Origin of the sequence: Duganella qianjiadongensis, from assembly GCF_009857915.1 — a bacterium.
GTDB lineage: Bacteria > Pseudomonadota > Gammaproteobacteria > Burkholderiales > Burkholderiaceae_D > Rugamonas > Rugamonas qianjiadongensis.
The window spans coordinates 1-19,531 of the sequence record NZ_WWCM01000004.1 but is presented as its reverse complement, the minus strand read 5'-3'; the positions used below and the strand labels follow the sequence as shown (position 1 = coordinate 19,531).

General features: G+C 60.3%; 18 protein-coding genes. 13 read left to right on the top strand and 5 right to left on the bottom strand.

The window, feature by feature from the left end:
- The first annotated feature begins 33 nt into the window (after nt 1-33).
- The 3 genes from GTP27_RS07565 to GTP27_RS07555 all read left to right on the top strand — a co-directional run bounded on the left by GTP27_RS07565 (nt 34) and on the right by GTP27_RS07555 (nt 2,194).
- The gene (locus GTP27_RS07565) at nt 34-819 is read left to right on the top strand and encodes a hypothetical protein (RefSeq protein WP_161038585.1); all 786 of its coding nucleotides are present in this window, start codon (nt 34-36) and stop codon (nt 817-819) included.
- Between the two features lie 100 nt (nt 820-919).
- Entirely contained in the window at nt 920-1,336 is a 417-nt protein-coding gene (locus GTP27_RS07560) for a DUF4259 domain-containing protein (RefSeq protein ID WP_161038584.1), read from the top strand.
- A gap of 6 nt (nt 1,337-1,342) precedes the next feature.
- Nucleotides 1,343-2,194 carry an NAD-dependent protein deacetylase gene (locus GTP27_RS07555; protein WP_161038583.1) on the top strand — a complete coding sequence of 284 codons (852 nt, stop codon included), beginning with the start codon at nt 1,343-1,345 and terminating at the stop codon, nt 2,192-2,194.
- Nucleotides 2,195-2,235: 41 nt separating this feature from the next.
- Here GTP27_RS07555 and smpB read toward each other — a convergent pair whose 3' ends face one another.
- Nucleotides 2,236-2,685 (bottom strand): SsrA-binding protein SmpB, encoded by a 450-nt coding sequence (smpB, locus tag GTP27_RS07550; RefSeq protein WP_161038582.1) that lies wholly within the window; start codon nt 2,683-2,685, stop codon nt 2,236-2,238.
- A 75-nt stretch (nt 2,686-2,760) separates the two neighbouring features.
- Here smpB and GTP27_RS07545 point away from each other — a divergent pair, with 75 nt between their 5' ends.
- From GTP27_RS07545 to GTP27_RS07520, 6 genes are all read left to right on the top strand, one after another.
- On the top strand, nt 2,761-3,195 hold the full coding sequence (locus GTP27_RS07545) for a type II toxin-antitoxin system RatA family toxin (RefSeq protein ID WP_161038581.1): 435 nt from the start codon (nt 2,761-2,763) through the stop codon (nt 3,193-3,195).
- Nucleotides 3,185-3,469: an RnfH family protein gene (locus GTP27_RS07540; RefSeq protein WP_161038580.1), complete on the top strand. Its 285-nt coding sequence runs from the start codon at nt 3,185-3,187 to the stop codon at nt 3,467-3,469. The genes GTP27_RS07545 and GTP27_RS07540 overlap by 11 nt, the downstream gene beginning before the upstream one ends.
- Before the next feature lie 116 nt (nt 3,470-3,585).
- Nucleotides 3,586-6,819: a hybrid sensor histidine kinase/response regulator gene (locus GTP27_RS07535; protein ID WP_161038579.1), complete on the top strand. Its 3,234-nt coding sequence runs from the start codon at nt 3,586-3,588 to the stop codon at nt 6,817-6,819.
- Nucleotides 6,820-6,827: 8 nt separating this feature from the next.
- The gene (locus GTP27_RS07530) at nt 6,828-8,030 is read left to right on the top strand and encodes a hypothetical protein (protein WP_161038578.1); all 1,203 of its coding nucleotides are present in this window, start codon (nt 6,828-6,830) and stop codon (nt 8,028-8,030) included.
- A 1-nt stretch (nt 8,031) separates the two neighbouring features.
- On the top strand, nt 8,032-8,463 hold the full coding sequence (locus GTP27_RS07525; protein WP_161038577.1) for a hypothetical protein: 432 nt from the start codon (nt 8,032-8,034) through the stop codon (nt 8,461-8,463).
- A 37-nt stretch (nt 8,464-8,500) separates the two neighbouring features.
- Nucleotides 8,501-9,985 carry a response regulator gene (locus tag GTP27_RS07520; protein ID WP_161038576.1) on the top strand — a complete coding sequence of 495 codons (1,485 nt, stop codon included), beginning with the start codon at nt 8,501-8,503 and terminating at the stop codon, nt 9,983-9,985.
- Here the strand turns inward: GTP27_RS07520 and GTP27_RS07515 are convergent.
- The 4 genes from GTP27_RS07515 to GTP27_RS07500 form a co-directional block, all read right to left on the bottom strand.
- Nucleotides 9,954-11,177 carry an esterase/lipase family protein gene (locus GTP27_RS07515; RefSeq protein WP_161038575.1) on the bottom strand — a complete coding sequence of 408 codons (1,224 nt, stop codon included), beginning with the start codon at nt 11,175-11,177 and terminating at the stop codon, nt 9,954-9,956. The genes GTP27_RS07520 and GTP27_RS07515 overlap by 32 nt on opposite strands.
- Before the next feature lie 43 nt (nt 11,178-11,220).
- Nucleotides 11,221-11,742 carry a gluconokinase gene (locus tag GTP27_RS07510; RefSeq protein WP_229633518.1) on the bottom strand — a complete coding sequence of 174 codons (522 nt, stop codon included), beginning with the start codon at nt 11,740-11,742 and terminating at the stop codon, nt 11,221-11,223.
- On the bottom strand, nt 11,739-12,767 hold the full coding sequence (gntR, locus tag GTP27_RS07505) for an HTH-type transcriptional regulator GntR (RefSeq protein WP_161038574.1): 1,029 nt from the start codon (nt 12,765-12,767) through the stop codon (nt 11,739-11,741). Before gntR ends, GTP27_RS07510 begins: the two co-directional genes overlap by 4 nt.
- 63 nt (nt 12,768-12,830) lie before the next feature.
- A complete protein-coding gene (locus tag GTP27_RS07500) occupies nt 12,831-13,346 on the bottom strand; it encodes a DUF4124 domain-containing protein (protein ID WP_229633517.1) in 516 nt (171 codons plus the stop codon).
- A 247-nt stretch (nt 13,347-13,593) separates the two neighbouring features.
- On the opposite strand from GTP27_RS07500, the gene guaB reads away from it, so the two are divergent.
- From guaB to GTP27_RS07480, 4 genes are all read left to right on the top strand, one after another.
- On the top strand, nt 13,594-15,066 hold the full coding sequence (gene guaB, locus GTP27_RS07495) for an IMP dehydrogenase (protein WP_161038573.1): 1,473 nt from the start codon (nt 13,594-13,596) through the stop codon (nt 15,064-15,066).
- Between the two features lie 63 nt (nt 15,067-15,129).
- Entirely contained in the window at nt 15,130-16,740 is a 1,611-nt protein-coding gene (gene guaA, locus GTP27_RS07490) for a glutamine-hydrolyzing GMP synthase (RefSeq protein ID WP_161038572.1), read from the top strand.
- Nucleotides 16,741-17,362: 622 nt separating this feature from the next.
- Nucleotides 17,363-17,701 carry a type II toxin-antitoxin system TacA family antitoxin gene (locus GTP27_RS07485; RefSeq protein ID WP_161038571.1) on the top strand — a complete coding sequence of 113 codons (339 nt, stop codon included), beginning with the start codon at nt 17,363-17,365 and terminating at the stop codon, nt 17,699-17,701.
- Nucleotides 17,698-18,204, top strand: coding sequence for a GNAT family N-acetyltransferase (locus GTP27_RS07480; protein WP_161038570.1), 507 nt, complete (start codon nt 17,698-17,700; stop codon nt 18,202-18,204). The genes GTP27_RS07485 and GTP27_RS07480 overlap by 4 nt, the downstream gene beginning before the upstream one ends.
- Nucleotides 18,205-19,531: the final 1,327 nt, after the last annotated feature.

The following is a 19,531-nucleotide window of genomic DNA, read 5'->3' as shown; positions in this document are numbered from 1 at the left end:
CGACCGATAATTCCGATCCCGCGAGGTGAAATCATGAGTGATATGTCCGATAAAGAAAGCGCCGTGCAGTATGCCCGCGTGCTCGATGAATATGCGCTGCTGGTGCAATGCCTGCGCCAGCTCAATGGCTGCCGCAGCTATCAGGATGTGGCCGGCGCACTGCTGGAGATGCTGACCCGCTTCGGGCTGGAGGGGGTCATCCACATGCGCGTGGGCGAGACGGAGCAGACCGTGAGCGCGGCGGGCGTGGACGTGGCGAGCGAGGTGGCGATGGTGCGCCATGTGCGCGAGATGGACCGCATCGTCGCCTTCCGCGACAAGGCGGCCTATAACTTCGAACGCCTGACCATACTGGTGAACAATATGCCGCTGGCCGATGCCGCCCTGTGCGGCCGCCTGCGCGATCACCTGGCGATTGCAGCCGCTGCGGCTGACGACAGGCTGGCGGTGCTGCGCACCATGCTGGACAATGCTAGCGGCATCGCTGAGCTGGAGCACATTCTGGCCATGCTGGACCAGACCCGCCGCGAATACCACCAGCGCCTGCTGGAAGCGCGCGAACGCAGCGGCCAGAATGTGGAATCGCTGGTCGAGCAGCTCAACGACATGTCGCAGGACTTCGATCTGAGCTCGGCACAGGAGGCGGCCATGGTGAGTGCCATCCGCCGTGCCGGCCAGCGCATCGTGGCGGGCGTCGAGCTGGCGCCGGTGGTGGCCGGCGCGCTGGACCAGCTAGTCGATGAACTGGGCGAGATCGTCAAGCGCGATGCTGCACAGGAAAAGACTGGCGAAGCGCTGCCGACGATAGAACTGTTCTAATGCGGCGCCTTCCGGCTCCTGCCAGGTCTGCTAAGATTCTGGCTGGTACAGCATGGCAGCGGGTATGGTCCCGTAGTTGCCAGCAGTTTGGAGAGTCGCAATGGGTACATGGGCGGTAGACGCTTTTGGCAATGATTATGCGCAGGACTGGGCAGAAGATCTGGCACAGGTGAGCAATCTGGAGGCGGTGGAAAGTACGCTGGATGTGGTGCTGCAGGCAGGCAGCGGCGAGCTGGCAGCGCCGTTTGCGGCGGAAGCGCTGGTGGCCGTCGAAGTGCTGGCGCGCCTGCAGGGCAAGGGCGGGCCGCAGACGGACGATAGCCGTGCCGTGGACGAGTGGGTGGCGGCGCGCAAAGCCAAGGCGCGGGTACGCACCGATCTGGCGCAAAAAGCCTTGCAGGTGCTCGATAAGGTGCTGGCACCTGGCTCGGAATTGCGCGAACTGTGGGAGGACAGCGAGCACTACGCCGAGTGGAGCGCCAGCGTGGCCGATCTGCGCGGCCGTCTGCAGGCCTGAATCAGTATGCAGGCAGTCGATGTAGACCAGCTGGCGCAGCTGGCAGATTTTCTTGACCGGCACCGCAATGTGCTGGTGCTGACGGGGGCAGGCCTGAGCACGGCGTCCGGCATTCCCGATTACCGCGATCAGGATGGCGTGCGGCGTGGCCGTGCGCCGATACAGGGGCCGGACTTCCGTAAAGACGAAGCCGTGCAGCGGCGCTACTGGTCGCGCAGCATGGTGGGCTGGCCCACATTGGCACAGGCGACGCCGAATGCCGCCCACTATGCTCTGGCCAGGCTGGAAGCCGCGGGTAGGATAGGCGCCATCATTACCCAGAACGTGGATGGCCTGCACCAGCGCGCCGGTACGCGCCAGCTGATCGAATTACATGGCAACATCCACGGCGTGCTATGCCTGCAGTGCCGCGCCATCCATCCCCGTGCCGAAATCCAGCAATGGCTGCTGGCCCATAATCCGGAACTGGCCGCCAATGCGACCAGCGCCGATGCGGATAGTGTGGTGCCGGAGGTGCGCCCTGATGGGGATGCCGAGGTGGAGCTGGCCGCCATGCAGCGCTTCCACATGCCGCTGTGCCGTCATTGCGGCGGGACGCTGCAGCCCGATGTGATTTTCTTTGGCGATAATATCCCGCCCGAGCGCACGGCGGCGGCGCTGGCGTTGGCCGAGCAGGCCGATGCGTTGCTGGTGGTGGGTTCGTCGCTGATGGTGTTTTCCGGCTTCCGCTTCTGCAAGCTGGCGGCTGCGGCCGGCAAGCCGATTGCGGCCATCAATCTGGGCAAGACCCGCGCCGATGATCTGATCAGCCTGAAACTGGCCGCCTCGGCGGCCGATGTGCTGCCGCGCCTGCTGTAGCCGGCGCGGTGTAGAAATAAGAGGGGAACCGGGCGTCAGGCTTAACGGCGGTGGGTTTTCATGGCGGCCGCCACTTCGCGCTTGTTGTCGCGGTCTTTCTCGCTGGCGCGCTTGTCGTGCATTTTCTTGCCTTTGGCCAGACCGATTTCGCACTTCACCCGGCCGCCCTTGTAGTGCAGATTGAGCGGCACCAGCGTGTAACCGGCGCGTACCACTTTGCCGATCAGCTTATCCATTTCCTGCCGGTGCAGCAGCAGCTTGCGGGTGCGTACGGCTTCCGGATGGATGTGGGTGGAGGCGGTGGGCAGGGCGCTGATGTGGGCGCCGAACAGGAATAGCTCGTCGCCCTTGATGGTGACATAGGCTTCCTTGATCTGCACGCGGCCGTCGCGGATGGCCTTGACTTCCCAGCCTTCCAGCACGATGCCCGCTTCATAGCGGTCTTCGATGAAGTAGTCAAAAAAGGCTTTTTTGTTATCAGCTATGGTCATGGGATGGTATCGGTTAAACTACTGCTACGCGGATTTTTTCGCGAATAATTCAACATCATAGCAAATGGTTAGCGTATGGCAGTAGTGCACAAGTCAGTTTTACTCGGTTACAGCGCCCGGCAGATGTTCGATCTGGTCGCTGCCATTGAGGATTACCCCAAATTTCTGCCATGGTGCGGGGCGGTCGAGATCAAGGAAAAACACGATCATCAGGTGGTGGCTAGCGTCGGCATCAATTATCGCGGCGTGCGCCAGAGCTTTACTACCTCGAATACCAATATCGAGCCGGCGGAAATCCGCATGAAACTGGTCGATGGCCCTTTCAAATGTCTGGACGGTGTGTGGAGTTTCAAGGCCTTGCGCGAGGATGCCTGCAAAATCGAGCTCGATCTGCACTACGAGTTTTCCAGTGCGCTGCTGGCCCAGCTGGTGGGTCCCGTGTTCGGCATGATCGCCAACAGCATGGTGGATTCTTTCTGCAAACGGGCGGAGGCCGTGTATGGCCAGTGATGCGCTGAATATCGAAGTCTGCTACGCCAGCGACGAGTTGCAATTTCTGCAGGCTTTACAGGTGCCTGCCGGTAGTACCATTGCCCAGGCGATTGCCCTGAGCGAGCTGGCCCGGCGCCTGCCGCAGCTGGACCTGCAAGCTTTGCAGGTTGGTGTGTATGCCAAAAAGAAGACGCTGGACACGGTGCTGCGCGAGCATGATAGGGTGGAACTGTATCGCCCCCTGATCGCCGATCCCAAACAGGCGCGCCGCCGGCGCAAAGCCAGCGTCTGACAAACCAACACTATTGCCGTAAATCCACATGCGGCGGTGACTTTTTGTTCGTTTTCTAGGCAATCTGTTCTATTCTTGTGCTATCGCCTGATCCGCCCAAGAATGTTGATCTGCCTATGAAATTACGCAGAATTTCTGCATGGTTTTCCTTTCTCGTGCTGCTGTCGCTGGCAGCCAACGGCTGGCTGATCATGCAGATCCGTCAGGCCCATAATGACATGCTTTCTTCGCAACAGTACCGGCAGGACGCGCTGGCGCTGACCCATGGCCTACATCAAGAAACCGAACAACTGGCCCAGCTGGTGCGGGCCTACACGCTGACGGGCGAAACCCGTTATCTGTTTTACTACTACGACATACTCTCCATCCGCGAGGGTAGCAAGCCGGCACCTGCCCACTACAATCCCATGACCTATTGGGACGATGCCATTGCGGGACGGATAGCGCACCATCTGCCGGAACAAGGTGTCAAGGTTTCGCTGGCCGAGCGGATGAAAAAAGCCGGCTTCGGTCCGGCCGAGTTTCAGGCGCTTAATCAGGTGATCGCTGCCACAGCCGCCATGAACAAGATCGAGCAGATCGCGTTTGCCGCCACGCAGGGTCTGTACGATCCGGTGCAGGGTGATTTTGTCGATGATGGCGAGCCGCGGCGCGACTATGCCAGCCAGCTGGTCTACAGCAAACAGTACAGCGAACTGAAAGCCGATCTGTCGCGTGCGGTGAATGCGCTCAGTGCCATTACCGATAGTCGCACCAGTGCGGAAATGGATATGGCGGCCCAGCGGCTGGAACAGCGCATCGCCATTTCGCTGGGGTCGATGGCGCTGACGGTGCTGCTGGTGCTGTCGGCATTTCAGGTGGTGCGGCTCAAGGTGCTGGCGCCGATTACCCGGCTGGGCAGGGCGGCGCGCCAGCTGCGCGGTGGTGACTACAGCACCCGCTACGCCGGCGCCGAGGCAGCGCGCAGCGGGCCGCAGGCGGTGGAAGAAGTGCAGGAACTGGGGAGCACGCTCGATGGCATGGCGCAGGCCATCGAGGGCGATATTGCTGCGCGCGCTGCGGTACAGCGCGAGCTGGAAGCAGCGCGGGCACAGGCGGAATCGGCCACGCAGGCCAAGTCCATGTTTCTGGCGAATATGAGCCACGAGATCCGCACGCCCATGAATGCCATTATCGGCATGAGCCATCTGGCGCTGGAAACGGCACTGAATCCGCGCCAGCGCGACTATGTAAGCAAGGTGCATCAGGCGGCCAGGTCGCTGCTGGGTATCATCAATGACATTCTGGATTTTTCCAAAGTCGAAGCGGGCAAGCTGCGGCTGGAGGAGGCGCCATTCCGGCTGGAAGATGTGCTGGCCAATAGCATGTCGCTGCTCAGCATGGCGGCGCGCGACAAGGGGCTGGAACTGCTGCTCGATGTAGCCGATCCCAAGCTGCTGGGCGAGCAGGGCATGCTGCGCGGCGACGCCTTGCGGCTAGGGCAGGTGCTGACCAATCTGCTGTCGAATGCCGTCAAGTTCACCCAGCGCGGCTTTGTGCGCCTGTCGGTGGAGGTGGAGCAGCAAAGCGATGCAGCGATGACGCTGCGCTTTGCCATTCGCGACACTGGCATAGGCATGACGCCGGAACAGGTGGCTAATCTGTTTCAGGAATTTACTCAGGCCGATGGTTCGACCACGCGCCGCTTCGGTGGCACGGGACTGGGATTGACCATATCCAAGCGGCTGGTGGAGCTGATGGGCGGCGCAATCGCAGTGGAAAGCCAGCCGGAACGGGGTTCCAGCTTTGTGTTCAGCGCCCGGTTTGGCTTGCCGCCTGCCACTTCTGCGGCGCCTGTGACGCCAAATCTGGGCGCATTGCGTGTGCTGGTGGTGGACGACCAGCCGGAAGCGCGTACGGTGCTGCAGCATCTGCTGACGGCGCTTGGTGTGGCCGAGAGCGACGCGGGATGCATCGTCACCGCAGACAGTGCATCGGCTGCCATCGCGCAGGTGCAGGCGGCACACGAGCAAGGCCAGCCCTACGACTTGCTGCTGCTGGACTGGGTGATGCCGCCCGCCGGTGGCGATGCCGTGCTGTCGGCGCTGGGCGGAAAGACACCGGTCACCGCCATCGTCTCGGCCTACGATGCCGAGCATCTGCATATCAGTGCAGGGCGGCTAGGTGCGCGGCACTTCCTCGCCAAACCGGTACTGCCTTCGGCGCTGCGTGATCTGCTGGCCAGTGTGACAGGGCAGGCGGGCGCGGCGGCCCATCAGGCAAAGCGCCTGCACAGCGCCGGACTGGAAGGTATGCGCGTGCTGCTGGTGGAAGACAATCCCCTCAACCAGCAACTCGCTTGCGAGCTGATGGAAAGCCGGGGCGTGCAGGTCACTGTAGCCGAACATGGACAGGCTGCGCTAGACCAACTGGCAGCCGTAACGCCCGAACATTACCATGTGGTGCTGATGGACTTGCAGATGCCGGTGATGGATGGTTACGAAGCCACGCGCCGTCTGCGTGCCCGTTCTGAATATGATGGACTGCCGCTGATTGCCATGACCGCCCATGCGCTGATCGAGGAGCGCGAGCAGTGTATGGCGCTGGGCATGAATGGCCACATCGGCAAGCCGATCGAACCTGACGAACTGTATGCAGAACTGGCGCGCCACTATACCCCGGCCGACGAATCCGCGGCAGATCGCGTATTGCAGCCTGCCGGTGCGGACGCTGCCACCGGCGCGGAGACTGCATCGGGCAATACACATGGTGCCAGCGGTAGCGCATCGAATCTGGCGGGGCTGCCGTTCATCGCGGGACTTGATACCGTATCCGGCTTGCGCCGCTGCGGCGGCAGGGTATCGCTGTATCGGGGCATGCTGGAACGTTACGCGCAGGAGTTTGCCGAGCTCCCGGCCACTATGGAGACCCTGCTCGGCCATCAGCAGTGGCCGGCGGCGGAGCGGCTGGCGCACACTCTGCGCGGCCTGAGCGGCACGATAGGTGCGTCGGCCGTGGCGGAACTGGCGACAGCGCTGGAAAATGCCTGTCATGCGCAGGATGGCGCTGCTGCGCAAGCCGGGCTGGGGGAGCTAGTCGCACCTTTGCAGACCTTGCTCGGGCAACTGCCGCAAACACCGCAGGCAATTGGCGGCGCTCCGGGCGCAGCTGGGGCAGCACTGCCGGACTGTCTGCCGCAGCTGCGCGCACTGCTAGCCGATTGCGATGGCGACTGCATCACTCTGTGGGAAGAACACCGCGCAGCGTTTGCTGCGGCCTTGCCCGTGGAGATCGTACAGCAGATCAGCCACGCGCTCGACAACATCGACTTTGATACGGCGCTTTCGCTGCTGCCGGAAACCATTACCTGAAACCGTCCATGATGAAATCATATCAACCCTTAACAATGCGCCGTCCGGCTTTGCTGGCGCTGGCAGTGGCACTGGCGCCGGGAATGGGCAGTCTGCCAGCCGTGCATGCGGCAGAGCTTAGCTGGTCCGGTTTTGCAACCGCCGGCTATGCCATTTCCGACCGCAGCTACACTTACGAGCGCTATGTCGACCGTAGCGGCACCTTCATGCGTGACAGTCTGGTGGGCGCGCAACTGGTGGCGGAACTGGCGCCGCGCTGGAGTGCCACGGTGCAAGCCACGGTGGCCCCGTCGGTCAGCAATGACCAGCGCTGGGACGCCCGTCTGCAATGGGCTTTCCTGTCCTACCGGCTGGGTAACGACACCCTGCTGCGTGCCGGTAAATTGCGCATGCCTATGTATCTGTTCTCGGAAAACATGCAGGTGGGTGCTTCGTACGATGTGATGCATCTGCCGACCGAGGTGTATTCCACCGCGCCGACCAATGATTACACGGGGCTGGCATTCAGCCGCAACTGGTCGTTGGCGCAAGGCGAACTGGGACTGGAAGCCTATGCGGGGCGCACCAGTCTCACGGCGCGTGCCCAGCAGGGCGGCAGTTCGCCGGGCGAGCTGCATACCCGTTCCGGCGGCGTGGTGCTGGCCTATCGCCACGACGATGACGTGTGGCGGATGGGCTGGCAACGATCGCGCATCCGTGTCGATGGCATGGGACAGGGTGGCGCTCCGGGCGGAGTGCAGCCTAGCGGTAGCGATATCGCGCCCGGTGTGCCGGTCGACAGCAGCGGCGATGGTATCGATACGCGGGTGGCGCTGCTGGGCGCCGACCTGCATTTCGACAGCGGCCTGCGGATAGTGAGCGAATATGCCTGGCGCCATGCCGCCAATGCGGTGACGCCGAAGAATTCGCAAGGAGCTTATCTGACGCTGCTGCGCCCGGCGGGCAAATGGACGCCCTATGTGACGGCGGCGCGTCTGCTGTCGGAAAAGGCTGCGCGGGTAGCGGAAGGTGGGCGCGGTGGCATCGACGATCAGAAGTCGCTGGCGCTGGGCACGTCCTACAGTCTGGGTGCGAACGGTAAATTGAAGCTGGAGTGGATGCATGTGCATGTCGGCACCAGCAGCAGCCTGATAGACCACAGTATGGGTGCTGCCGTAGTCCAGCATCAGGGCCTGAACGTGCTGTCGGCCTCCTACAGCGTGGTGTACTGAGATGGCCAAGCATAAGCAATATAGTCCCCGCTGGCGTCTGCCAGCCGCGCTGGTTCTGGCGTTTGCCTTGCCACTGGCGTCTGCCGGCGTGGTGGTGATCGGTAACGGTAATCTGCCCCGGCTCGATGATGCGCAGGTGCAGAAAATCTACAGCGGCAAGGTGGTGGAAGTGGCCGGCGTGACGGTAGCCGCCGTCAATCTGCGCAGCGGGAATACGGTGCGCGCCCACTTCCTGCAGACCTATCTGAATCAGGACGAGGAAAAATACACGGCCTACTGGACTGTACGGCGCTATATCGGCAAAGGCACGCCGCCACGCGAGCTGGCCAGCGGGGCCGAAGTGGTGAACTTCGTGCAGTCCACTCCCGGCGCCATCGGTTATGTGGAAGACAGTGATCTGAAGCCCGGTTTGAATATTTTGCTGCGCAAATAAGCGCGGCCCGTAACATTGACCGAACAAGGAGGCGCCCTTGGGCCAGCCGACCATACTGGTAGTAGATGATTTTGCCGTGATGCGCGATCTGGTGGTGCACCAGCTCAAGCTGCTGGGGCTGACCGATGTGCATACCGCCAGCAATGGCGAAGATGCCCTGAAGCTGCTGGCTGCGCGCAGTTTCTCGCTGGTGCTTTCGGACTGGTCCATGCCCGGCATGAGCGGACTGGATCTGCTCATACAGGTGCGCAGGACGCCGGCACTGGCGCGCCTGCCTTTCATACTGGTGACGGCCGAAATCCAGCGCGAGAAAGTGTCGGCGGCCATCGAGGCCAAAGTCAGCGATTTTCTGCTCAAGCCCTTTCGCCCCGAGGAGCTGGAAAAGCGCATCCATGCCGCACTAGGTGGCCAGCGACTGGCCATGCCGGCACAGGCGGCGCCGGTCGCAGCGCCGCTCCAGCGCCAGACCGTGCTGGTGGTGGACGACACGCCGGCCAATCTGACGCTGGTGGGCGGCCTGCTGCGCGACGATTATCAGGTCAAGCTGGCTGCGCGGGGCGACAAGGCGCTGCAACTATGCGCGACGAGCGCGCCCGATCTGGTGCTGCTCGATCTGATGATGCCGGAGATGGATGGTTTCGAAGTCTGCCGCCGCCTGAAAGCTGATCCTGCCACCGCCCATATCCCCGTGATTTTCCTCACCGCCGTGAGCGATGCCAGCCGTACCGTGGAAGGACTGGCGCTGGGTGCGGTCGACTACGTCAGCAAACCTATCGAGCCGATGATACTGAAAGCCCGCGTGGCTACGGCCTTACGCACGGCGCGCGATCGTGAAGCGCTGCGCGCCCAGTTCGATCTGGCGCTGGAAAATGCCCGCCTGCGCGAAGAGGTGGAGCGGATTACCCGCCATGATCTGCACAATCCGCTGGCGGCCATCATCGGCATGAGCAGCGCCATGCTGCTGGCAGGGCAGTTAAACGAAGAGCAGAATCGGCAGCTGGTAGCGATAGAGCGTACTGCCAGCGATATGCTGGACATGCTCAAGCTGTCGGCTCTGTTACTGCGCATGGAAGCGGGCGACTATCAGCCGGAGCCGCTGCCAGTCGATCTGGCGGCACTGCTACAGCGGGTGGCCGATGAAAGCCGCGGCATCTGCGCGGGACGCCACATCGATATCGTGCTGGAGCTGGGGGCGCCGCGCAGCGTGGCCGGTAACCAGTTGCTGCTGTATTCGATGCTGCACAATCTGGTACGCAATGCGACCGAGGCCAGTACGGCGGGTGATACCGTACGTATCACGCTGGCGCCGGATGGCCAGATACGCATCCATAATCGGGCCGCCGTGCCGGAAGTGATGCGCGAGCGATTCTTCGAAAAATATGCGACTTCGGGCAAGGAAAACGGCAGCGGGCTGGGTACATACTCGGCCCGCCTGATCACGCAAGCCCATGGCGGCAGCATCAGCATGATCACGTCGGAAATCGACGGCACTACCCTGACGATAGAACTGCCTGCAAAATAAACCGGCGCATGGCAGGCTGACGGAAAAACTCGGTGTGCCAGACTTCGCTCTGACGTTGTTGCGGCGTGCCGAATTCCAGCAAGCGGTCAGGTGCAGGCTGGTCGCCCGGCAGCAGCACGCTGTCGTAGGGCACGATGACATCATTGTCGGCGGAAATCAGCATGTGGTTGATCAGCGCGCCCGTCTGTTCCAGCGCTGAGCCACCGTAGTTAAAGTCGGCGCGGGCGTAGTAGACGCGGGCAGCGGCCAGCAGGCTGGGGCTGGCCGCCAATGTTGCCAGCCACGGCGACTGGCTGGACAGTGCCGCAATGCTGGGCTGCTGCAGGCCCTGATTCAGCACCAGCCTGGCCAGCGCGATGACCAGATCCAAGCCCAGAGCGCCGCTGATGGTGGCCAGCATGGCGGCGATATTCAGAAAACTCTGTATATCCGCCGGCTGGGCCAGCGGCGTGCCCTGATTGGCTGCAGCGACGAAGATGGCATTGCCGATGCCGGCAATCCGGCCCGTGCGGGCAGTGCGGATGGCAGCGAGCGTGCTGTCCTGCGTGCTGTCGGCCAGCAGACTGCGCACTACCACGCCGCCGCGGCTGTGGCACAGCAGGTCCAGCTGCCATTGTCCATCGGCGGGCAGCAATTGCAGCAGATCGAGCGCATTCTGCTGCGGCGTCTTGGCGATGGTCCAGTGGTCATAGCCATACACCTGTCCCTGATAATGCTGGATCAGCTGGGCTAGCGTGCCATCACGTTCGAGTTCGTTGAACGCCCCTTCGCAACTACTGCAGATGCCGTGGATTAGCAGCAGCACGCGGCGGCCTTTAGCCGCTGCCAGATGCTGGGGACTGGCCGGCGTCTGCCAGTCCGCCCCCAGTTTCAGCAGGCGCTCGGGTTTTGCATGTGGCTCGATGGTTTCTATCATGGTCTGCGTGATCTCATCGCGCACACGTAAGGCGGCATGTACCAGCCAGTCCATGGCCACAGCAGGAGCACTGTCCAGCTGTGGTGCACGGTGCGCAGGGAAGATGAACTGGATACAGCCGGTATCCTTGTTGCGTACGATGTTGAGATTGCTGTCGGCGATCTGGGCGGCGCTCAGCGGCATGCTGACGGCTGCCAGCGTTAGGGGCGGCCGTACCACGGCGCTGCCGGCGTCCTGCAGTGCGCGCTGTAGTTGCTCCTGCTTGGACAGGTTCATGGCACTCTCCCGCTTAGCGGTGATAGTGCCAGTGTAGTGGCCATCAGCGCACAGCGGCGCCGGATTGCGTCAAGATGCGGTGTACCAGCTGTTCGGTACTGTTGCGGATGTCGAGAACGATGCCTGCTTCATCGGCTTCCAGCGGCTGCAGTGTCGCCAGCTGACTAAGCAATAAGCTGGGCGGCATGAAGTGGGCGTTGCGTCCGGCCATGCGCTGGGCCAGCAGGGCGGCTTCGCCGTGCAGGTGGGCAAAGCGCAGTGCCGGATCAGCCTGACGCAGGCTGTCGCGGTATTGGCGCTTCAATGCGGAGCAGGACAGCACGTAGCCGCCGTGCTGCCGGCGCGCACGGCGGATCTCCTCGCCCAGTGCGCTCAGCCAGCCGGCCCGGTCGGCATCGCTGAGGGCGATGCCGGCGCTCATGCGGGCGATATTTTCCGGCGCGTGAAAAGCGTCACCTTCGATGAAGGGGCACCGCAGGGCCTGTGCCAGCTGCTGGCCCACAGAGGATTTTCCGCTGCCGCTAACGCCCATGACTACCCAGCTGGTGGCGCTAGTCTGTGTCATGCGCTCTCGCGTGCCATTAGCGTAAAGCCGAGGTCGATGTGGCGCGCCGCCGGTGTTTCACCTTTGATCAGCGAGCGCAGCAGGGTAGCTGCTTCGAAACCGATGCGGTAGCGCGGCGTGCTGATGGTGGTTAGCGTGGGGTTCATCCATGCCGAGGCGGGCAGATCGTTAAAGCCGCAAATGGCCAGCTGGCCGGGGATGTGCAAGTTGCGGCGCTGGGCCTGGAACACGGCACCCTGGGCCAGATCGTCGTTGCAGCAGAAGATGGCGTCGCAGCCGCTGGCCTGTTCCAGCATGCGGTCCAGCAGGGCGGCACCGAGCGCGATGGTGGAAGGCTGCGCCACCATCACTTCCAGTTCCGCTGCGGCCAGCCTGGCCTCCTGCATGGCCTGGCGGTAGCCGTCGGCGCGGCGCAAGGTGCGTTCGTCCAGCTGGGCGCCCATGAAGCCGATGCGGCGGTAGCCACGGCTGATCAGGTAGCGCGTCATGGTCTGGCCTGCCGCAAACTGGGAGAAACCGACCGAGGGCTGTTCGTCTGCGCCAGCCAGATCCATCATGGAGACCAGCGGCATGGGGCTGCCTGCCAGCAGCTGCTGTACGCGCGGGCAGGGGCTCAGTCCGGTCAGCAGCATGCCGTCCGGTGCCGATTGCAGATAGGTGGTGATGAGCTTTTCTTCTTCGCGTTCGGAATAGCGGGTATTGCCGATCAGGATCTGGTAATCATCCCCTTCCAGCGCGTCCTCTATCCCGGCCAGTACTTCGGTGAAGACGGCATTGGCCAGCGATGGCACCAGCACGGCGATGACTTTGGACTGGGACGAGGCGAGGGCGCGGGCGGCACGGTTGGGCACGTAGCCCAGTTCGGCGACGGATTTCAGGACGCGGTCGCGCAAGGGCTGGGAAACCAGGCCGGGCTGGGTCAGTGCCCGGGATGCCGTCATGGTGGCAACCCCGGCGTGCCGCGCAACCATGGCCAAGGTAATGCGTCCGCTGGCGCGGCCCTTGTTTACGGTAGGCTTGAGCATGTCAGGTTGCAAAGAAAATGGATCGCAACATGATACGGCAGCTTGCCCCATTTGCAACAGGGGCTATTTGCAACCGGCCAACACTTTCCGGTTGTTTTTTTCCTGTTCGGCCTTTTCAGCGTCGCTCAGGAAGTAGCGTTCGCCGTTTTTGTCGTAGTTGGCGATGCGGATGCCGTCGCTGATGGCTTGCTGATTCTTCTTGGTAATATCGCAATTGGCTGCCGTTTCTGCCCGCTGGCGGGCCTCGTCGGCGGCCTTGCCTGCCGCCTGTGCGGCCTCGCTCTGGCGCCGGTTATAGTCGGCGTTGCGCTCTGCCAGTGTGGGGCCACTGCGCGCGGGCGCGGCGGGCTCTTCCATTGGCGCTGCATCCGGATTGAAACTGGCCTTGCCCGGTGCTTTGAGAATGCGTTTGTCCGGCACGCTGGGCGGCGGCGGGCGGTCCGACAGCTGTTTGACGCCTTTTTCGTCTATCCACAGGTACTGGGCGTGGGCAGCGCTGACAAACAGCAGCATGCTCAGTGCTGCCAGAATGGTGCTGGCGGTGCGGCGGCGGGAGCGATGGGCAAGCATCAGGTTCATGGCTGTTTCAGTAGAAAAAGCCATTGTCGGCATCATGCAGTTGCTGGCGACCAAGCCCGCGCGCTGGCCCTGTTCGTTGTGCAGGACTATGCGGGCAGGATCGGGTGGGCGGAAATTCACGCACATAGGACTGAACTTAATCGTTGAAGAAAGCTAATGATAGCGTGATTAGGGCAGGGTGCGCTGAAGTTGCAGACAGAATTCACGATTCTCTGTATAATCTGCTTTTGCGCCTATAGGAAATGCTATGCGTCTACTCCAAAAAGCACTCACGTTCGATGACGTGCTGCTCGTCCCCGCGTATTCGAATGTTCTGCCTGCCGATACGTCTCTCAAAACCCGTCTGACCCGCAATATCACGCTGAATATCCCGCTGCTGTCGGCTGCGATGGATACCGTGACCGAAGCCCGTCTGGCCATTGCCATGGCACAGGAAGGCGGCATCGGTATCATCCACAAAAACCTGAATCCGAAAGATCAGGCGCGTGAAGTGGCTCGTGTTAAGCGGTTTGAGGCTGGCGTGCTGCGTGACCCGATCACGATTCCGCCGACGATGAAAATCCGTGACGTCATTCAGCTGACCGAGCAGTATGGCATTTCCGGTTTCCCTGTCGTGGAAGGCAAGGAAGTGGTGGGTATCATTACCAACCGTGACCTGCGCTTCGAACGCGAACTGGATGCCGAAGTACGCGCCAAGATGACTCCGCGCGACAAGCTGGTGTACGTGAAGGAAGGCGCCGAAGGCGCTGACCGCGACGAAGCCAAGCGCCTGATGAACAAGCACCGTCTGGAACGCGTGCTGGTAGTGAACGATGCCTTCGAACTGCGCGGTCTGATCACCGTGAAGGACATCCAGAAATCGACCTCGCACCCGATGGCGTCGAAAGACTCGCAAGGCAAGCTGCTGGTCGGTGCTGCCGTAGGCGTAGGCGCCAAGGACGAAGAGCGTATCGAACTGCTGGTGGCCGCTGGCGTCGACGTGCTGGTGGTCGATACCGCCCACGGTCACTCGCAAGGCATACTGGACCGCGTGAAATGGATTAAGACCAAGTTCCCGCAAGTGGACGTTATCGGCGGCAATATCGCTACCGCTGCTGCCGCCAAAGCGCTGGTGGAACATGGCGCCGATGCAGTCAAAGTGGGTATCGGCCCCGGCTCGATCTGCACCACCCGTATCGTTGCCGGTGTCGGTGTGCCGCAGATTACCGCCATCTCCAATGTGGCCGAAGCGCTGGAAGGCACGGGCGTACCTTGCATCGCTGACGGCGGCATCCGCTTCTCGGGCGATATCTCGAAAGCGCTGGCTGCTGGCGCATCCACCGTGATGATGGGTTCGATGTTCGCCGGTACCGAAGAGGCACCGGGCGAAGTGATCCTGTATCAGGGCCGTTCGTACAAGTCCTACCGCGGCATGGGTTCGCTGGGCGCGATGTCGGATGGTTCGGCTGACCGCTATTTCCAGGACGCCACCATGAAGGCCGACAAGTTCGTGCCGGAAGGTATCGAAGGCCGTGTTGCCTACAAGGGCAGCGTGCTGGCCATCATCTTCCAGCTGGTGGGCGGCGTGCGCCAGTCCATGGGCTACTGCGGTTGCGCTACCATCGAAGAACTGCGGAACAAGGCCGAATTCGTCGAGATCACCTCGGCCGGCATGCGCGAATCGCACGTACACGATGTACAAATCACCAAGGAAGCGCCGAACTACCGTTCGGGCGACTAAGCCTCCTGCTAACGCCGGCCATGTGGCCGGCGTTTTTCTCGTTGACCTCTTCTGCACATCTCCATGCACTCTAAAATCCTTATTCTCGATTTCGGCTCCCAGGTAACCCAGCTGATCGCACGCCGCGTGCGCGATGCCGGCGTGTTCTCGGAAGTCTACCCCTACGACGTTAGCGACGAATTCGTGCGCAACTATGGCGCCGCCGGTGTGATTCTGTCGGGCAGCCACAGCTCCACGCTGGAAGGCGATGCGCCACGCGCACCGGACGCCGTGTTCGAACTGGGCGTGCCAGTACTGGGTATCTGCTACGGCATGCAGACCATGGCGGCCCAGCTGGGCGGCAAAGTGGAAAACGGCAAGGTACGCGAATTCGGCTACGCTGAAGTGCGCGCACGCAGCCATACCAAACTGCTGGACGGCATCAACGACTTCGTCACCGACGAAGGTCACGGCATGCTGAAAGTGTGGATGAGCCACGGCGACAAAGTGCTGGAAATGCCACCGGGCTTCGTGTTGATGGGAAATACCCCGAGCTGCCCGATCGCCGCCATGGCTAATGAGGAGAAACGTTTCTACGGCGTGCAGTGGCACCCTGAAGTCACTCACACGGTGCAGGGCAAGGCCATGCTGGGCCGCTTTGTGCACGAGATCTGCGGCTGCAAGTCGGACTGGAATATGCCTGACTACATCAGCGAAGCGGTCGAAAAAATCCGCGCGCAGGTGGGCAAGGATGAAGTGATACTGGGCCTGTCGGGCGGGGTGGATTCCTCCGTTGCTGCCGCGCTGATCCATCGCGCCATTGGCGATCAGCTGACCTGCGTGTTTGTCGATCACGGCCTGCTGCGCCTCGACGAAGGCAAGATGGTGATGGATATGTTCTCCAAAAACCTGGGCGTGAAAGTGATCCGCGTCGATGCAGAAGACCAGTTCATGGGTCATCTGGCTGGCGTGAGCGACCCCGAGCAGAAGCGCAAGATTATCGGCCGCGAGTTCGTCGAAGTGTTCAATGCCGAATCGGGCAAACTGACCAGCGCCAAATGGCTGGCACAGGGCACTATCTATCCGGACGTGATCGAGTCGGCCGGCAAAGGCAAGAAAGGCCAGACCATCAAGAGCCACCACAACGTGGGCGGCCTGCCGGAGCACATGAAGCTGCAGCTGCTGGAACCGCTGCGCGAGCTGTTCAAGGACGAAGTGCGCAAGCTGGGCGTGGCGCTGGGTCTGCCGCATGATATGGTGTACCGTCATCCCTTCCCTGGCCCTGGCCTCGGCGTGCGGATTCTGGGCGAAGTGAAGAAGGAATATGCCGACCTGCTGCGTCAGGCCGATGCCATCTTCATCGAAGAACTGCGCAACACGCCGTATGAAGCGGTGGTGGTGCCGGGCTTCGATCAGGACAGCGTACCGGCCAACTGGTATGAAGCGACCAGCCAGGCGTTTGCCGTGTTCCTGCCAGTGAAATCGGTGGGCGTGATGGGCGACGGCCGTACCTACGAATATGTGGTGGCACTGCGCGCCGTGCAGACGCAGGACTTCATGACGGCACACTGGGCGCACTTGCCGCACTCGCTGCTGGGTACGGTTTCGAACCGCATCATTAACGAGGTGCGCGGCATCAACCGGGTGGTCTACGACATCAGCGGCAAGCCGCCAGCGACCATCGAGTGGGAATGATTTGATGTCTGGCAACTGCTGGCACAGATTGGCAGTAAGCTACACCTAAGCCCGTGATTTCACGGGCTTTTTTGTTATTTCGTCTGGCACTGTCTGGCAACGATTAGCACGGTTAAGCAATGTTTTTTCATGGCATTCTTAATGGTATGAGCTCGCAAAGGTGCCATGATCGGCAGTCGATACCATGCGATGGTGTTGCGAGCTGTCATGGTATCGGTTTTGTGTAAATGCTTTAAATTCAAGGCTTTACATGAAAATTTGATGCGCTTTCCGATCATGGTATTTCTGGCCTCTTTTGAACAGATAACGGTATGCTGCGGGCTCTCGGACAGTTGTTGGGGCAGCTTAACGGAGCAGGTCGAGGGCATGACATTCGTGACTACTTCCCGGCGTCGTAGTGGGGCTAGGCGCCGCAATATGCTCCCTGCAGGTTAACTGCCAGACTTGCAAGAAATTTGCGTCTTAGCAAGTCCCTTGGCTTGTGTTCATGTGGTCGTACTGAGGGATGTACGAAGTCTCAATGCAGTTGACTTGTACGGTTGTTAGCCGTATTATGGCCGTCAGCGTGCATCCGGCCAATAGCCGTACTGACTCGCAATCAACTGCCATGGAGGGCAATCAAATGACTACAGCTACTTTGAAGAGTGCGTATGCTCAACTAGGCGCTACTGAGACCTTTTCGGTAAACGCACCGCTTAAGCGCGCTCGAATGGAACTAAAGACCACGGATGCTGCAAAGGAGTTGCTAAGCCTTGCAGCGGCACTAGATGGCACAGATTTAACTGCTTTCATTTTGAATACTGCTGTGGAAAAGGCACGTAAAGTTGTGGCGGAACATAGTGCCATCATGCTCAGCAGAGACGGTCAGGAGGCGCTTGGCCGATTGCTGCAATCGGCACCTAGCAAGCCTACGAACGCGATGCGTGAGTTGATGTCCTTGCCTGATTTGAAGAAGGCATGACAATCCTTTTTGCTAAATATGATTCGAACGTCACCTATCCCGGTCAAAAAAAGTTCGATTGTGGCCATGCGATTATCAATAAGTTCGTACATGATTCACTAAAATCACAAGTGAAAAAAGGTGTCTGTGTGGCCTATGTGCTTACAGATCAATCCAAAGCAGGGCAATTTGTTGGATTTTTCACCATTGGGCAACACTCGATCAGTCTGTCTGCGCTTTCTGCACTCTCTCTTGGCTCGCTACCCAAGCAAATTCCGTGTACTCGACTTATCATGCTCGGCGTTGACAGCCAGTACCAAGGACGAGATTTGGGTAAGCAGCTTATGAAGGAGGCATTCCTGGCAACGAAGCTGGCTGCCCAGGCCGTAGGATCATTCGGGATGTATCTCGATGCTGACGCTGGAGCAGTTAAGTTCTATACAGGGCTGGGCTTCAGTCTATTGGAAGGCGACAAGAGCCCTGATCCGTCTCCCATGTTCTTACGCATGACGAGTATCCCATAGCCGGCTATTGATCAGACTCCCAGGGTTGGGTGCGTATTCTCGCCAAAGCGGCCAACGATTCCTACTTCATTCCGGCCACTAATTCCTGCTGCAAAGCGGCCACACAATTTTGAGCGCCGAGCCAATTTCTAGCTGTGCCACTGATTCCTGTGCAAAGCCGCTGATTCTCTCTTGGTGCCACTAATTCCTGTGCGAAGCCGCTGATTCCTGCTTGGTGCCACCGATTGCCATGCTGCGATTAAGTTCAGATAATATTGAGAGTGCCAGAGGCTGCAAAGGTTTGCGGCACTAGCGTTAAGTCGAAGTTTGATCTACGCTAGATTTGGGATGAATCCAGATTTTTATCAACCGTTGCAGCAATGCCACCTATCGTTGGGAGCGCAAAATGCAAACTTATGACGCAGACCGCCGAAGCTCGCAGTCAGAGCTGCCGGAAGGTTGGATCCGTCGGCACGATACTTCGACTTTGGTCCGGGCCGCACTTGTCATACAACGCGAGGCAGGCACAGAGATAGCTTTTGCATTTTTGCAGGAGTCGGGCGTATCAGACGCGGTTGCCGCGCGTGTGCTGCAACAAGGAATAGTGCGCGAACAAGATTTAAGTCACTGAGCATGTCATCGTACCCAGTGGGCTGCATTTAACATGCCTGTTCAAGCGTTACATCGTGTCGTCTGCTCTACGGCATGGCAAGCTTATTGCGCTTCCCCAGCCAGATGCTTACGTTGCTGAATCAGAAGGCCCATCAGCGCACGTGGCTTAACGGGCATCTGTGTTCGCGGTGGCAAGTTAAGATAGAAGCCAGGAAGCGGACGGCGCCAAATATTCACACCAGTGAGCCATATGTTATACCCATCTTCGCGCTGAAGAACGTATCGTGAAGCCGGACAGGCTGACGCAATTAAAGTATCCAAGAAAAGGGGAACGGCTGGACTCGCCGGCAGTGAGTGCATCGAAATGACTCACTCAGCAGTAACCGCGCAGTATTATGTCGAGTAGACTTTAAGGGCGTATTACAGGTTGGACATTTTATGCGAGTGCTAAGAGCATCGCTCATGTCGTTGGCGAGAGCATCAAAGTAACTTTTCGAATTCAATAGCCCGTGGCCATGTATAGATCGAAAAACGAAAGCTTTTCTTCCACCCGGGTCCATAGGCTTTATTCGTTCATACAAGGCCAAAATCAGATGGGCTATGTACAACTGAGATAGCCCCTTGAATCACCGGACACAGCCTATGCGTTATTCTTACGGATAGGAATAGGACTGTGCATATGACTAGGAACAAGCAAACAATCGAAGTAGTGACCGTGAGCCAGGAACGCCGCCGG